Origin of the sequence: Methylosinus sporium (assembly GCF_003113265.1) — a bacterium.
Lineage (GTDB): Bacteria > Pseudomonadota > Alphaproteobacteria > Rhizobiales > Beijerinckiaceae > Methylosinus > Methylosinus sporium.
This window is the reverse complement of the sequence record NZ_PUIV01000001.1, coordinates 32,609-47,617: the sequence shown is the minus strand read 5'-3', so window position 1 is coordinate 47,617 and position 15,009 is coordinate 32,609. Positions and strand designations below refer to the sequence as shown.

Here is a 15,009-nt window from a genome sequence, read left to right as displayed (position 1 = left end):
AAGCGAGGGCGGGAACGAACGCGAGAGCGCGAATCGGCGCGAACGTCGCTGTTCCGTCATATCCGAAATATGCATGACGGGTCGCCGCGGCAAGATGCGGCCGGAGGGAGACGCTCGATCGATGTTGCCCAAAGTCGATGATATCGGCCGCTTCGCGTTGTTTCTCGATCTCGACGGCACGGTCGCCGAAATCGCCGAGCGACCGGAGGCCGTGCGAGTCGAAGCGTCGACCATCGCGCTTCTCGGCGCATTACGCCGCGCCGCCGGCGACGCTCTCGCTGTGGTCTCAGGCCGCGACATCGCCGTCATCGACGCTCTGCTCAGCCCGCTTCGGCTCCCGGTGGCCGGCGTGCATGGATTGCAACGCCGCGACGCAGCGGGGCGCCTGCATCGGAGCGGCGACGTATGCGCCGATCTCGAGCGGGTCATTCGCGCGATAGAAGCGGATGTCGTCGGCGACGCCGGCGTCATCGTCGAGCGCAAGACCGGCGCGGTCGCTCTCCACTATCGCCTTCGCCCGGAACTGGAGGCGAGATGCCGCGCCATTGCGGAGCGCGCCGTGCGCGATCATCCCGAGCTCGAGGTCCTGCCTGGAAAGAAAGTTTTCGAGATTCGCTCGCAGGGCGGCGACAAAGGCGACGTGATCGAGGCATTTCTGAAGGAAGAGCCGTTTCGCGGACGCGTGCCGATCTTCGCCGGCGACGACGTGACGGATGAGGTCGGCTTCGGCGTCGTCAATGCGCGCGGCGGCGTCTCCATCAAAGTGGGGAGAAGCGCCACTCTGGCGCATTATAGAGCGGCGGATCTGCACGAATTGCATCGCTGGCTCGCCGAGCTCGCGCGCGTGGCGGAAGCGGAGCGGGCGCGATGAGCGATGCGCAGCAGCAGGAGCGCAAGGTCAGCGATCTAGAGCTCGGCGTCGTCGGCAATTGCTCCTTCGCCGCGCTGATCGATCGCGACGCCAGCGTCGTGTGGTGCTGCCTGCCGCGCTTCGACGGCGATCCCGTGTTCCACAGCCTGCTCGGCTCGCCACCCGACATGGAGGATGGCGGCTTCTTCGCGATAGATCTCGAGGATCGGGTTCACAGCGAGCAGGATTATTGCGGCAACACGGCGGTGCTCGAGACGGTGCTGCATGGCAAGCAGGGCTCGGTGCGCATCACCGATTTTGCGCCGCGCTTCTTCTGGCGCGATCGTCTCTATCATCCCAACATGCTGATCCGCCGGCTCACGCCGGTCTCCGGCACGCCCCGCATTCGTATTCGGCTGCGGCCGCGCTACGATTATGGCGCGGCTCTTCCCAGCCTCACCTTCGGCTCGCACCACATTCGTTATGTCGGCCCGCATTCGGTTCTGCGGCTCACCACCAATGCGCCGCTCGATTATGTGCGCGAGGAGACGCTGTTCAATCTGAGCAGCCCTGTCGATCTCCTGCTCGGCCCGGACGAGACATTGCACGAGGGCATCGCGCATACGGCGCGCAATTTCGAGGAGCGCACGCGCGACTATTGGCGCCGCTGGGTGCATCGGCTGGCGATTCCGTTCGAATGGCAGAGCGCGGTGCTGCGCGCCGCGATCACGCTGAAGCTCTGCACCTATGAAGGAACCGGCGCCATCGTCGCCGCGCTGACGACGAGCATTCCCGAGGCGCCGGGCACGCAGCGCAATTGGGATTATCGCTATTGCTGGGTGCGCGACGCCTACTTCGTCGTGCGCGCGCTCAATCGCATGGCGGCGATGCGCAAGATGGAGAATTATTTCGATTGGCTGATGAATATCGTCGCTTCGGCGGCCGGCTCGCATATTCAGCCGGTCTATGGGCTCGGCCTCGAATCGGAGCTCACCGAGCGCATCATTCCCAATCTGCCCGGCTATCGCGGCATGGGGCCAGTGCGCGTCGGCAATCAGGCGTATCAGCATTTTCAGCACGATTCTTATGGCAATGTGATCCTCGGCGTCGCGCAGGCCTTTCTCGATCGGCGCCTGATGTCGCCGCCGACGCGCATGGATTTCCTGCGGCTCGAGGATATGGGCCGGCAGGCGCTCGCCTGCTACGACAAGCCCGACGCCGGCATGTGGGAGCTGCGTTCGCGCGCGCGCATTCACACGACGTCGAGTCTCATGTGCTGGGCGGCGGCCGATCGCCTCGCGCGCATCGCCGATTACATCGGCGAGCCGGAGCGCGCCCGCGATTGGCGGCAGGAGGCCGAACGCATCAAGCAGGTGATTCTCGAGCGGGCCTGGTCGCAAAAGCGTCAGGCCTTCGTCGAATCGCTCGACGGCGAGTATCTCGACGCCGGCGTTTTGCTGATGACCGAGGTCGGCTTCATCGATCCCAATGATCCGCGCATGGTTTCGACGCTCGAGCAGATCGAATCGGCGCTCGGTCGCGGCGCGCATATGATGCGCTATGAGGCGGCCGATGATTTCGGCGAGCCGACGACCGCCTTCACCACCTGCTCCTTCTGGCGCATCGACGCGCTCGCGCGCATGGGGCGCCGCGAGGAGGCGCGCGACTATTTCGAGGCGCTGCTCGCGCAACGCAACCGGCTCGGCATGATGTCCGAGGACATAGACGTCAAAACCGGCGAAGCCTGGGGAAACTATCCGCAGACCTATTCCATGGTCGGCGTCATCAACTGCGCCATGAGGCTGTCGCGTTCTTGGGAGAAAGCCATATGAAACGCCTCGTCGTCGTCTCCAATCGCGTCGCCGAGCCCGGCTGCAGCCATGCCGCCGGCGGGCTCGCCGTATGCATTCTCGACGCGCTGCGCAAGCGCGGCGGCGTATGGTTCGGCTGGAATGGCGAAATCGTGCCGGACGACGCCGAGATCGACGTATCGCGCGTCAAATTCGACGAGCTGACGCTCGCCACAATGCCGCTCACCGAGCGCGACTATCGCGATTATTATCTCGGCTTCGCCAATGCGGCGCTATGGCCCGTGCATCATTACCGGCTCGATCTCGCGCGCTTCACGCAAGAGGCGATCGACGGCTATCGCCGGGTCAACGATCGCTTCGCGGAAAAGCTCGCGCCCATGCTGATGAGCAATGATCTCGTCTGGGTGCACGATTATCATTTCATTCCGCTCGGCGCCGCTCTGCGCGAGCGCGGCGTCGCCAATCGCATCGGTTTCTTTCTGCATATTCCATTTCCGCCGCCGGATGTGCTCTGCGCCATGCCGGAGCACGAATGGCTGATGAGCGCGCTCGTCGAATATGATCTCGTGGGCTTTCAGACCAAGACGGACCAAGCCAATTTCTTGCGCTTCATGTGCGACTTCATGCAGGGCGAGATGCTGACGCCCGATCTCGTGCGCGTCGGCGGCAAGACGGTCACGGCGTCGGTCTTCCCTGTCGGCATAGACGTCGATTCATTCTCCGCAATGGCCGAGAGCCCGAGCGCGGCCGAGCGCATTCAACGTCTGCATCGCGCCGGCGAGCCGCGCATAAATGTCATCGGCGTCGATCGGCTCGACTACACCAAGGGCCTTCCGGATCGGCTGCGTTCCTTCAAGCGCCTGCTCGAAATCTATCCGCAGAATTGCAAGGCGGTGACGCTGATGCAGATCGCGCCGCCGACGCGCGAGGATGTGCAGGCCTATGCCGACATACGTCACGAGCTGGAGGCCTTGTCGGGCGAGATCAACGGGCAGTTCGGCGATTTCGACTGGACGCCGGTGCGCTATCTGCATCGTCGCGTCGATCGCGACACGCTGGCGGCGCTCTATCGCGGCTCACAAGTGGGGCTGGTGACGCCTCTGCGCGACGGCATGAATCTCGTCGCCAAGGAATATGTCGTCGCGCAGGATGCGGAGAATCCGGGCGTGCTGGTGCTGTCGCGCTTCGCCGGCGCGGCGGAGGAGCTGCAAGAGGCGCTGATCGTCAATCCTTACGACGCGGACGAGGTCGCCAATGCGATGCAAAAGGCGATCGTGATGCCGCTCGGCGAACGCAAGGAGCGCCATGCCGCGCTGCTCGCGCGCGTACGCAAGCATGATTCCTATAATTGGATGGATGGATTTTTGCGCGCGCTCAGCGCCTGCCGGCTGCCGCTGGCGGCGTGAGGCGCGCGCTTCCTTCTCCCGCAGGCGGGAGAAGGAAGCGCGCGTCGAGATTTACGCTATAGCGGCGGTCTTGCCGCGCGCGCGCTTGCGCTCATTGGGATCGAGATAGGTCTTGCGCAGGCGGATCGACTTGGGCGTGATCTCCACCAGCTCGTCGTCCTCGATATAGGCCAGCGCCTTCTCCAGCGTCATCTTGATCGGCGGGGTGAGGCGCACGGCCTCGTCCTTGCCGGCGGCGCGGATATTGGTCAGCTGCTTGCCCTTGAGGACGTTGATCTCGAGGTCGTTGTCGCGCGTATGTTCGCCGACGATCATGCCGCGATAGACCTTCCATCCCGGCTCGATCATCATCGGGCCGCGATCCTCGAGCTTCCACATGGCGTAGGCCACGGCCTCGCCCTGCTCATTGGAGATCAGCACGCCATTGCGGCGGCCGGCGATCTCGCCCTTATAGGCCGCATATTCGTGGAACAGGCGGTTCATGATCGCCGTGCCGCGCGTGTCGGTGAGAAGCTCGCCCTGATAGCCGATGAGGCCGCGCGTCGGCGCATGGAAGACGAGGCGCAGGCGATTGCCGCCGGAGGGGCGCATCTCGATCATCTCGGCCTTGCGCTCGGACATTTTCTGCACGACGACGCCGGAATGCTCCTCGTCGACGTCGATCACGACCTCCTCGATCGGCTCCAGTATCTCGCCGGCCTCGTCCTTCTGGAACACGACCTTGGGGCGGGAGACGCCGAGCTCGAAGCCCTCGCGGCGCATGGTCTCGATCAGAATGGCAAGCTGCAATTCGCCGCGGCCGGAGACGATGAAGCTCTCGCCGCCGGGCGAATCCTCGACGCGGAGCGCCACATTGCCCTCGGCCTCCTTGAACAGGCGGGCGCGGATCATGCGGCTCGTGACCTTGTCGCCCTCGGTGCCGGCGAGCGGCGAGTCGTTGACGAGGAAGGTCATGGAGAGGGTCGGCGGGTCGATCGGCTGGGCCTGCAGCGGCTCATTGACCTCGAGCGCGCAGAGCGTGTCGGCGACGTTATATTTCTCGAGGCCGGCGATGGCGACGATATCGCCCGCCTCCGCCTCGTCGATCGGCTGGCGCTCGATGCCGCGGAAGGCGAGAATCTTGGAGACGCGGCCCTGCTCGACGACCTTGCCGGAGCGGTCCAGCACCTTTACCGCCTGATTGGGCTTCACACTGCCGGCGAAGACGCGGCCGGTGATGATGCGCCCGAGATAGGGATTCGCCTCGAGCAGCGTGCCGAGCATTCGGAAGCCGCCCTCTTCGATCTTGGGCTCCGGCACATGCTCGATGACGAGATCGAACAGCGGGGCCATGCCGTCCTGCGGGCCGGTCGGCTCCTCCGCCATCCAGCCCTGCTTGGCCGAGCCGTAGATGATCGGGAAATCGAGCTGCTCGTCGGTGGCGTCCAGCGCGGCGAAGAGGTCGAACACCTCATTCACCACCTCGCTGATGCGGGCGTCGGGCTTGTCGACCTTGTTGATGGCCACGATCGGTTTGAGGCCGATTTTCAGCGCCTTGCCGACGACGAATTTGGTCTGCGGCATCGGGCCTTCGGCCGCGTCCACCAGCACGATGGCGCCGTCCACCATGGAGAGGATGCGCTCCACCTCGCCGCCGAAATCGGCGTGGCCGGGGGTGTCGACGATATTGATGCGCGTATCCTTCCAGGCGATCGAGGTCGCCTTGGCCATGATGGTGATGCCGCGCTCTTTCTCGAGGTCGTTGCTGTCCATCACCCGCTCGGCGACGCGCTGGTTCTCGCGGAAGGCGCCCGATTGCCGGAGCAGCTGGTCGACGAGCGTCGTCTTGCCGTGGTCGACGTGGGCGATGATGGCGATGTTGCGCAGCTTCATGGGATTATGGCCGATCGGTTCGCGGGCGAAGCGCGGCCCGGCGCTCCTTTCGGGCGCGAGGCGGACCGCGGCTTTTTGCAGTGCGGCATCTCATACAGGAGCGCGACGCGAATGGGAAGCGTGGCGGCAGGGGGGACGAAGAGGGGGCGTCGGCCGCTCGATCGCTCGAAACCTGACGTGATTTCAATTATCTGATACGAGATTCCCCAGGCTCGACGAACTCATTGACGGCATTGCGAGAAAAAAGGCTCGGCTCGACCGGCTGCGCCCTTTGCGGGCCGATGCGGTCGCTCAGCTGCAAAAGCATTACGACGTCGAGCTCACCTACACGTCCAACGCCATAAGGGAAACACGCTGACGCTGCGAGAGACCGCCGAGGTCATCGAGCATGGCGTCACCGTGGGCGGCTAGTCTCTTCGCGAGCATCTCGAGCGACCATTACGAGGCTCTGCTCCCGATGCGCGAGCTAGCGGCGAAGAGTGCGGCGAGGATGCGGTATGCGAGCTGCATTGGCGGATCGTCGTCGCGCGTAGCCAGTCGGGCGTCGCCGGAATCTATTCCGCCGCCGGAATCTTCCGCAGCGCCGGAAAGGCGGCGACCTCCCCCTTCGCGGTCTCCCCCTTCGCCTCGCACAGCGCGCGGCGGCGGTCCTGGATCGCGAGACGGGCCTGATCCAGCGCCAGCGAGACCACATGCAGCGAGGTTCCGTCCATATGGCGCAAGCGGAGATCGGCGACGGAGCTGACCAGCGCCTGGTCCAGCTCGCGCTCATATTCGTCGAGCTCGGCGAAATCCTGCGCCGCGCGGGCGGCGGGCAGAATTTCCAGCAGGCGCTCGATCAGCCGTTCGGAATGCTCGTGCGTCTTCGTCCGCACGCGGCTGGCGAGCGCCGCCGCGGCCGAGCCGACGAGCGAGGCCAGCATCGCGCCGAGATAGAAGAAGTCGCTGTATTTGTCGAAGAATCCGCGTTCCTCGCCGTCGATGAAATCGATCACGCCCTGATGCGCCGGCACGACCGAATCCTTGTCGGTGGCGGGCGCCTCCATATTATTGGCGAGCGGCGCGAGAGCGGCGACGGCCGAGCGGCTGGTGAGAAAGGCGCGCGTCGCCTCGCCGGCGACGCTTCCCTGGAGCGACGGCCGCGCCACCAGCAGCACGGCGACGCTGGTGGTCTCCAGCGCCTGGTCCGGCCGGGGCGGATCGCCGCCGAAGGCGCCATGGACGATCTCGGTCGGCTCGAGCGTCGGATAGCGCTTGGCGATCGCCTTCGCCTCCGCCACCGCGAGAAAGACCGGCGGCTTGCCCTTGGCTCCGCTCGCGGCGATCGTGCGGATGATGTCGCTGGCCGGACCGATCTGCGGAATTGCGACCAGAAAGACGGCGTCGATTTTTTGCGCCCGGAGCGCCGCCTCGACCTCCGCCGGCTGTAGCGTGACTGTCGCAAATCCCTGCTCGGAAATGTCATATTGAGCCAGGATTGTCTCGAGCAGCCGGACATTGCCGCGCGCGCCGGCGATCTCCTGGACGACGCCGATCGTCTTGCCGCGCAGATCGGCGACGCGCTTGACCTTGGAGCCGCCCGGCGCGACCAGCACGGCGGCATTGCGATGGAGCACGACGATCGCCTGCGCCGAGGGCGGCAGCGCATCGCTGCGCGCCACCGCCAGCTCGGCCGCGCCTTGCTCCAGCGCCGTCGCCGCAGCGGCGGAATCGGCGACCGGCATGACCTTCAGCCGCACCGGCTCGTGCTGATGGGAGAAAGTCTGCGCCGCCGCGGTCAGCAGGCGGAAATCCTGCGTCCCTTGAACGACGGCGACGCGCAGCTCCGCCGGACGGTTGTAGAGATGCAGCGCAGTCGCCACCCCGCCGACGAGGGCGAGGCAGACGATCAGCGCCGCGAGAATGGTTCGCAGCATGGGATCAGCCTCGGTTGCGAAGCCGAATTTCCTCATATAGTGCGACCATTTCTCGAGTTCTCGAAGGCGAAGTCGTGGAGGCTAGAGCATTTCTGCGCAAAAATGCTCCAGCTTTCGTCGCAGGCGGCCGCTCAGGGCTTTTCCTTCGCGCCGCGAGCGCCGCGCTTGGCCAGCGTGCGCAGGCGCAGCGCGTTGAGCTTGATGAAGCCCTCGGCGTCGCGATGGTCATAGGCCACCGCGCCCTCCTCGAAGGTGACGAGCTCCTTATCGTACAGCGAATAGGGGCTCTCGCGGCCGACGACATGGACAGAGCCCTTGTAGAGCTTCAGCCGCACGCGGCCGGTGACGAACTCCTGGCTCTTGTCGATCAAGGCCTGCAGCATCTCGCGCTCCGGGGCGAACCAGAAGCCGTTGTAGATCAGCTCGGCGTATTTCGGCATGATCTCGTCTTTCAGATGCGCCGCGCCGCGGTCCAGCGTCACGCTCTCTATGCCGCGATGGGCGATGAGCAGGATGGCGCCGCCGGGAGTCTCGTACATGCCGCGCGATTTGATGCCGACGAAGCGGTTCTCGACGAGGTCGAGCCGGCCTATGCCATGGGCGCGGCCGAGCTCATTGAGCTTGGTCAGCAGGGCGGCCGGCGAGAGCGCCACGCCGTCGACGGCGACGGCGTCGCCCTTCTCGAAATCGACAGTGACATATTGCGGGACGTCCGGCGCCTTTTCGGGATCGATGGTGCGGGAATAGACATAATCCGGCACTTCCTCCGCCGGATCCTCGAGCACCTTGCCCTCCGAGGAGGTGTGCAGAAGATTGGCGTCGACCGAGAAGGGCGCGTCGCCGCGCTTGTCCTTGGCGATCGGAATCTGGTTCTTCTCGGCGAAATCGATGAGCGCGGTGCGGGAGGTCAAATCCCATTCGCGCCAGGGGGCGATCACCGTGATGTCCGGCTCCAGCGCATAATAGCCGAGCTCGAAGCGGACCTGGTCGTTGCCCTTGCCGGTGGCGCCGTGGCAGACGGCGTCGGCGCCGAGCCTGCGGGCGATCTCGATCTGCTTCTTGGCGATGAGCGGGCGGGCGATCGAGGTTCCGAGCAGATAGAGCCCCTCATATTGGGCGTTGGCGCGGAACATGGGGAAGACGAAGTCGCGGACGAACTCCTCGCGCAGATCCTCGATGAAAATATGCTCGGGCTTGACGCCCAGCAGCTCGGCCTTGGCGCGGGCGGGCTCCAATTCCTCGCCCTGGCCGAGATCGGCGGTGAAGGTCACCACCTCGCAGCCATAGGTCGTCTGCAGCCATTTGAGGATGATCGAGGTGTCGAGGCCGCCGGAATAGGCGAGAACGACGCGTTTGATGTCTTTCTTGGAGCGGGTCATTCGAGATTCTTCTTTCGGCGCCGCCTCGCGCGGGCGCGCATCGCGCCGCGACTATAGAGGCGCGCCGCGCGCGCGCAAGCCGGAGCTATCGGCAGCCGGCGCGTCGACCCCGACGCGTCTCGTCAGCGCGGCCGCGACGCGCTACAATGGCGCATGACCATCAAGCGAGCGGCGCCGGGAACGACGGCGCGGGGCCTCACGCCGGCGCGCCGCGCCGCGCTGGACGTTCTCATCAAGGCGAACCGCCCGGTCGGCGCCTATGAGATGATCGATCTTCTCGCCGATGAGAAGGGCAAGCGCCCGGCGCCGATCTCCGTCTATCGCGCGCTCGGCTATCTGCTGGACCAGGGCCTCGCCCATCGGCTGGCCTCCCGCAACGCTTTCGTGGTCTGCGGCCATGCGCATGAGGCCGGCGAGCCGGTGATCTTCCTCATCTGCGACGAATGCGGCGAGGTGAGCGAGGCGACCTCCCCCGAGCTTACCAGCGGCCTCGCCGGGCTCACGGCGGCGGCCGGCTTTCAGCCGCGCACGCGCGTCGTCGAGATCGCGGGCCTGTGCGGGCGCTGCTGCGCCGCCGCGGAGCGAAAGGAGGGCTGAAGGCCGCTTCTGCTCGAGAACTTTACCATCGGACGAAGGATTCGTGTCGACGCGTGCGCCGATCTTCGTCAATATCGTTGGTCGCGCCCCAACTGATGAGGGAATCCACCGTCACGTCTACCCTGAGCGACGATCGATGCTCATATGAGGATAAGGCTTCCCGCCGCGACCGGCATGAACCTTGCCACGAAACTCCCGAACTCGGTCCTGGACCAGTCGACAGGGGTGGGGCGGTCGACGGCGAAGACGAGAGGGCGGCCGATGTGTTCGCGCCGTCTCGATGATCGTGAGCCATAGCGCTCGAGCGACAGGTGCCCCATGACGAACTCGGACGTTTTTGCGGATTTTGCGCGGAGCTACAGAGGCAGACGGGCGGTCGAGATGACCCTCTCCGACTATCTCGACCTATGCCGCGAAAATCCGAAGACCTATGCGAGCGCGGCAGAGCGCATTCTCGACGCGATCGGCGAGCCGGAGCTGATCGACACCTCGCGCGACCCTAGGCTCGGCCGCATCTTCATGAACCGCACAATCCGCGTCTATCCCGCCTTCGCCGAATTCTTCGGCATGGAGGAGACGATCGAGCGGATCGTCAGCTTCTTCCGCCATGCGGCGCAGGGGCTCGAGGAGCGCAAGCAGATCCTCTATCTGCTCGGCCCGGTCGGCGGCGGCAAATCCTCGCTCGCCGAGCGCCTCAAGGCGTTGATGGAGATCGATCCGATCTATGTGCTCAAGGCCGGCGACGAGCTCTCGCCCGTCTTCGAGAGCCCGCTCGGCCTCTTCGACCCGGCGATCGCGGGCGACATGCTCGAGGAGCGCTACGGCATTCCGCGCCGGCGGCTCACCGGGCTGATGAGCCCCTGGTGCCTCAAGCGTCTCGACGAATTCGGCGGCGACATCACCAAATTCACCGTGGTGAAGATCACGCCCTCGCGCCTGCGCCAGATCGCCATCGCCAAGACCGAGCCGGGCGACGAGAATAATCAGGACATCTCCTCGCTCGTCGGCAAGGTGGACATTCGCAAGCTCGAGAATCTCGCGCAGGCGGACCCGGACGCCTACAGCTATTCCGGCGGCCTCAACCGCGCCAATCAGGGCCTGCTCGAATTCGTCGAGATGTTCAAGGCCCCGATCAAGATGCTGCATCCTCTGCTGACGGCGACGCAGGAGGGAAATTACATCGGCACCGAGAATATCGGCGCAATTCCCTTCTCCGGCATCGTCATGGCCCATTCCAACGAGGCGGAATGGCAGAGCTTCAAGAACAACCGCAACAATGAGGCCTTCATCGATCGCATCTATGTGATCAAGGTGCCTTATTGCCTGCGGGTGACGGAGGAGCAGCATATCTACGAGAAGCTGCTGCGCGGCTCGGAGCTCGCCGAGGCGAGCTGCGCGCCGAGCACGCTGGAGATGCTCGCGCGCTTCATCGTGCTCTCGCGGCTGAAGCCGCATGAGAACTCCAATCTCTTCTCCAAAATGCGAGTCTATGACGGCGAGAGCCTGCGGGAGGTGGACCCCCGCGCGCGCAGTATGCTCGAGTACAAGGACGCCGCCGGCGTCGACGAGGGCATGGACGGCTGCTCCACACGCTTCGCTTTCAAAGTGTTGGCGGCGACCTTCAATCACGACACGGTCGAGGTCGCGGCCGATCCCGTGCATCTCATGTATGTGCTGGAGCAGTCGCTGCGCCGCGATCAGATGCCGCCGGAGACCGAGAAGCGCTATCTCGAGTTCATCAAGGCCGAGCTCGCGCCGCGTTACGCCGAATTCATCGGCAATGAGATTCAAAAGGCCTATCTGGAGTCCTATCAGGATTACGGCCAGAATCTCTTCGACCGCTATATCGACTACGCCGACGCCTGGATCGAGGATCAGGACTTCAAGGATCCGGACACCGGCCAAATGCTCGACCGCGACCTGCTGAATCAGGAGCTGACCAAGATCGAGAAGCCCGCGGGCATCGCCAATCCCAAGGACTTCCGCAATGAGGTGGTGAAGTTCGCGCTGCGCTGGCGCGCGGCGAACGAGGGGCGCAATCCCTCCTGGGCGAGCTATGAGAAGATCCGCGACGTCATCGAGCGGCGCATGTTCTCGCAAGTCGAGGAACTGCTGCCGGTCATTTCCTTCGGATCGAAAAAAGACACGCAGACAGAAAAAAAACATGCAGAATTTGTAAGCCGCATGATGGCCCGCGGCTATACGGAGCGCCAGGTGCGCCGTCTGGTCGAGTGGTACATGCGCGTAAAGCAGGCCGGCTGAACGAAGCGCCGGCGAAGAACGGGTGATGGAACGATGCACATCGTCGATCGTCGGCTCAATCCCGGAGGCAAGAGCTTCGCGAACCGCCAGCGCTTCTTGCGCCGCGCCAAGGATATGGTGGAGAAGGCGGTTCGCGAGGCGAGCAAGGACCGCGCGATCGGCGACCTCGATAGCCCCGGAGAGATTTCCATTCCCTCCGAGGGCACGCGCGAGCCCACTTTCCGCCATACGCAAGGCTCGCGGCGCGATCTCGTGCTGCCCGGCAACAAGGATTATGTCGAGGGCGATCTCATCGAGCGTCCGCGTGGCGAGGGCGATGGCGACGGCTCCGGCGGACAGGTCGGCCGCGGCGACGGCCAGGAGGACGCATTTCGCTTCATCCTGACACGTGACGAATTTTTGAGCATATTCCTCGACGATCTCGAGCTGCCCGATCTCGCCAAAAGACGCGTCGCGCAGACAGAGAAGGAAGGGCTGCGCCGCGCCGGCTACACCACCACGGGAACGCCGGCCAATCTCGCGCTGCATCGCACGCTGCAAACATCGCTCTCGCGCCGCATCGCGCTGAAGCGTCCCAAGCAATCGGCGGTCGACGATCTCGAGCGCCGCCTCGCGGAGGCGCAGAGCCGCGACGAGGTGGAGGTCGAGCGCCTTTCCGCCGAGCTGGAGGCGCTGCGCCACAAAAGGGCGCGCATCTCCTATCTCGATCCCATCGATCTGCGCTATCGCCGCTTCGAGCGTTTTCCCAAGCCCGTGACGCAGGCGGTGATGTTCTGCCTCATGGACGTCTCCGGCTCCATGACCGAGCATATGAAGGATCTCGCCAAGCGCTTCTTCATGCTGCTGCATGTGTTTTTGACGCGCCGCTACAAGCGCGTCGAGATCGTCTTCATCCGCCATACGGATCGCGCCGGCGAGGTGGACGAGGACACATTCTTCCGCTCCGCCGAGACCGGCGGCACAATGGTCTCCTCCGCGCTGCAGGAGATGCTGAAGGTCATTCGCGAGCGCTATGATCCCGGCGTCTGGAATATTTACGCCGCGCAGGCGTCCGACGGCGACAATCTCTCCAGCGACAATCCGCAGACGCGCGAATTGCTGCAAAATCACATTCTGCCGCTGTGCCAATATTTCGCCTATGTGGAAGTGAGCGGGCCGAATGCCGAGACGCATGGCTATGTGCCGCATCACGGGCAGAGCTCGCTGTGGCTCACCTATGCCGCGCTGCAAAAGGAAAATGAGAAATTCCAGATGCGGCGAGTCTCGCGGCGCGAGCATATTTATTCCGTGTTCCGGCAATTGTTTCAGCGGCGCGTGGCCAAGACGGCGGAGGTCGGCTGATGCGCGGCGAGCTGCTCTATGAAGGCAAGGACTGGGATTTCGGCACGATCCAGCGCATCCACGACGCGGTCGCGGACATTGCGCACAAGGAGCTCGGCCTCGACACATTCGCCAATCAGATCGAGATCATCACCGCCGAGCAGATGCTCGACGCCTATGCCTCGACCGGAATGCCGCTCTTCTACAAGCATTGGTCGTTCGGCAAGCGCTTCGCCCAGCACGAGGGCATTTATCGCATGGGGCTGCAAGGCCTCGCTTATGAGATCGTGATCAACGCCGATCCCTGCATCAGCTACATAATGGAGGAGAATTCCGCCACTATGCAGACGCTGGTGATCGCGCACGCCGCCTTCGGCCATAATCACTTCTTCAAGCATAATTACCAGTTCCGGCAATGGACCGATCCCGAAGGCATTCTCGACTATCTCTCTTTCGCCAAGGCCTATATCGCCAATTGCGAGGAGCGCTACGGCCATGCGGAAGTGGAGCGCCTGCTCGACGCCGCCCATGCGCTGATGCCGCAAGGCATAGACCGCTATCCGCGCAAGCGTCCGCTCAATCTCCATATGGAGGAGAAGCGCGAGCAGGATCGCAAGGAGGAGCGCGAGCGCGTCTATGACGATCTCTGGCGCACCGTGCCCGGCCGCGCGCGCGGCGCAAAGCAGATGGCGGGCGACAAGCGCCGCGCCCTGCTCGGCCTGCCGCAAGAGAATATCCTCTATTTTCTCGAGAAGGCCGCGCCGCGCCTGAAACCCTGGCAGCGCGAGGTGCTGCGCATCGTGCGGCTCATCGCGCAATATTTCTATCCGCAGCAGCAGACCAAGGTGATGAACGAGGGCTGCGCCACCTATTGCCATTATCGCCTGCTGGGCCGCCTGCACGAGACGGGGCAGATCGGCGACGGCAGCTTCCTCGAGTTCCTCACCTCTCACACCAACGCCACGCGGCAGCCTTTCTACGACAGCCCGTCCTACAATGGCATCAACCCTTATGCGCTCGGCTTCGACATGATGCGCGACATAGAACGCATCGTGCGCGAGCCGACCGAGGAGGACCGCTATTGGTTCCCCGAGATCGCCGGAACCGGCGACGAGATGGAGGTGCTGCGCCACGTCTGGGCGAATTATCGCGACGACAGCTTCATCGCGCAGTTCATGAGCCCGCGGCTCATCCGCAATTGGCGCCTGTTCCATGTCGTCGATGATCGCGAGCAGCCGAATCTCGAGGTGTCGGCGATCCATAATGAGCGTGGCTATCGCGATCTGCGCCGCAGCCTCTCCGCGCAATATGACGTGGGGGGCTATGCGCCGGATATTCAGATCGTCGATGTCGATCTCGCCGGCAATCGCAAGCTGGTGCTGCATCATCGCGTGCGCGACGGCAAGATGCTGGAGCTGACCAACGCCGCAATGGTGCTCGGGCATTTGGCCAATCTCTGGGGCTATGAGGTGCTGCTGCAAGAGATCGACGCCGGCACCGAGCAGGTGCTCAAAGAGCATATGGTGCGACCGGAGCAGGGCTGAACTTCCGCCTTCTGGAGCTCGTCGTGCCGAGGAGCGCTCGAAAGGCGCGTCT

General features: G+C 64.2%; 10 protein-coding genes. 7 read left to right on the top strand and 3 right to left on the bottom strand.

Annotated elements, in window-relative coordinates:
• Positions 1 to 121 precede the first annotated feature (121 nt).
• The 3 genes from otsB to otsA are packed head-to-tail and all read left to right on the top strand — an operon-like array spanning position 122 to position 4,067.
• Positions 122 to 871: a trehalose-phosphatase gene (gene otsB, locus C5689_RS00200; protein WP_108915583.1), complete on the top strand. Its 750-nt coding sequence runs from the start codon at positions 122 to 124 to the stop codon at positions 869 to 871.
• Entirely contained in the window at positions 868 to 2,682 is a 1,815-nt protein-coding gene (locus C5689_RS00195; protein WP_108915263.1) for a glycoside hydrolase family 15 protein, read from the top strand. The genes otsB and C5689_RS00195 overlap by 4 nt, the downstream gene beginning before the upstream one ends.
• Positions 2,679 to 4,067, top strand: a complete 1,389-nt coding sequence (gene otsA / locus C5689_RS00190; protein WP_108915262.1) for an alpha,alpha-trehalose-phosphate synthase (UDP-forming) — start codon at positions 2,679 to 2,681, stop codon at positions 4,065 to 4,067. Before C5689_RS00195 ends, otsA begins: the two co-directional genes overlap by 4 nt.
• Before the next feature lie 51 nt (positions 4,068 to 4,118).
• Here the strand turns inward: otsA and typA are convergent, their stop codons facing one another.
• The 3 genes from typA to C5689_RS00175 all read right to left on the bottom strand — a co-directional run bounded on the left by typA (position 4,119) and on the right by C5689_RS00175 (position 9,234).
• Positions 4,119 to 5,939, bottom strand: a complete 1,821-nt coding sequence (gene typA / locus C5689_RS00185; RefSeq protein WP_108915261.1) for a translational GTPase TypA — start codon at positions 5,937 to 5,939, stop codon at positions 4,119 to 4,121.
• A gap of 554 nt (positions 5,940 to 6,493) precedes the next feature.
• Positions 6,494 to 7,855: a TAXI family TRAP transporter solute-binding subunit gene (locus C5689_RS00180; RefSeq protein ID WP_244594512.1), complete on the bottom strand. Its 1,362-nt coding sequence runs from the start codon at positions 7,853 to 7,855 to the stop codon at positions 6,494 to 6,496.
• Between the two features lie 131 nt (positions 7,856 to 7,986).
• Positions 7,987 to 9,234, bottom strand: a complete 1,248-nt coding sequence (locus tag C5689_RS00175) for an argininosuccinate synthase (RefSeq protein ID WP_108915259.1) — start codon at positions 9,232 to 9,234, stop codon at positions 7,987 to 7,989.
• Positions 9,235 to 9,387: 153 nt separating this feature from the next.
• On the opposite strand from C5689_RS00175, the gene C5689_RS00170 reads away from it, so the two are divergent.
• From C5689_RS00170 to C5689_RS00150, 4 genes are all read left to right on the top strand, one after another.
• Positions 9,388 to 9,831, top strand: coding sequence for a Fur family transcriptional regulator (locus C5689_RS00170; protein ID WP_108915258.1), 444 nt, complete (start codon positions 9,388 to 9,390; stop codon positions 9,829 to 9,831).
• 318 nt (positions 9,832 to 10,149) lie between these two features.
• The gene (locus tag C5689_RS00160) at positions 10,150 to 12,093 is read left to right on the top strand and encodes a PrkA family serine protein kinase (protein ID WP_108915256.1); all 1,944 of its coding nucleotides are present in this window, start codon (positions 10,150 to 10,152) and stop codon (positions 12,091 to 12,093) included.
• 33 nt (positions 12,094 to 12,126) lie between these two features.
• Positions 12,127 to 13,434 carry a YeaH/YhbH family protein gene (locus C5689_RS00155; protein ID WP_108915255.1) on the top strand — a complete coding sequence of 436 codons (1,308 nt, stop codon included), beginning with the start codon at positions 12,127 to 12,129 and terminating at the stop codon, positions 13,432 to 13,434.
• Entirely contained in the window at positions 13,434 to 14,957 is a 1,524-nt protein-coding gene (locus C5689_RS00150; protein WP_108915254.1) for a SpoVR family protein, read from the top strand. Before C5689_RS00155 ends, C5689_RS00150 begins: the two co-directional genes overlap by 1 nt.
• The last annotated feature ends 52 nt before the right edge of the window (positions 14,958 to 15,009 follow it).

Bases quoted from the DNA above. Each gene is read 5' to 3' on its own strand.
- otsB (WP_108915583.1), top strand. From the start codon at position 122: ATGTTGCCCAAAGTCGATGATATCGGCCGCTTCGCGTTGTTTCTCGAT.
- C5689_RS00195 (WP_108915263.1), top strand. From the start codon at position 868: ATGAGCGATGCGCAGCAGCAGGAGCGCAAGGTCAGCGATCTAGAGCTC.
- otsA (WP_108915262.1), top strand. From the start codon at position 2,679: ATGAAACGCCTCGTCGTCGTCTCCAATCGCGTCGCCGAGCCCGGCTGC.
- typA (WP_108915261.1), bottom strand. From the start codon at position 5,939: ATGAAGCTGCGCAACATCGCCATCATCGCCCACGTCGACCACGGCAAG.
- C5689_RS00180 (WP_244594512.1), bottom strand. From the start codon at position 7,855: ATGCTGCGAACCATTCTCGCGGCGCTGATCGTCTGCCTCGCCCTCGTC.
- C5689_RS00175 (WP_108915259.1), bottom strand. From the start codon at position 9,234: ATGACCCGCTCCAAGAAAGACATCAAACGCGTCGTTCTCGCCTATTCC.
- C5689_RS00170 (WP_108915258.1), top strand. From the start codon at position 9,388: ATGACCATCAAGCGAGCGGCGCCGGGAACGACGGCGCGGGGCCTCACG.
- C5689_RS00160 (WP_108915256.1), top strand. From the start codon at position 10,150: ATGACGAACTCGGACGTTTTTGCGGATTTTGCGCGGAGCTACAGAGGC.
- C5689_RS00155 (WP_108915255.1), top strand. From the start codon at position 12,127: ATGCACATCGTCGATCGTCGGCTCAATCCCGGAGGCAAGAGCTTCGCG.
- C5689_RS00150 (WP_108915254.1), top strand. From the start codon at position 13,434: ATGCGCGGCGAGCTGCTCTATGAAGGCAAGGACTGGGATTTCGGCACG.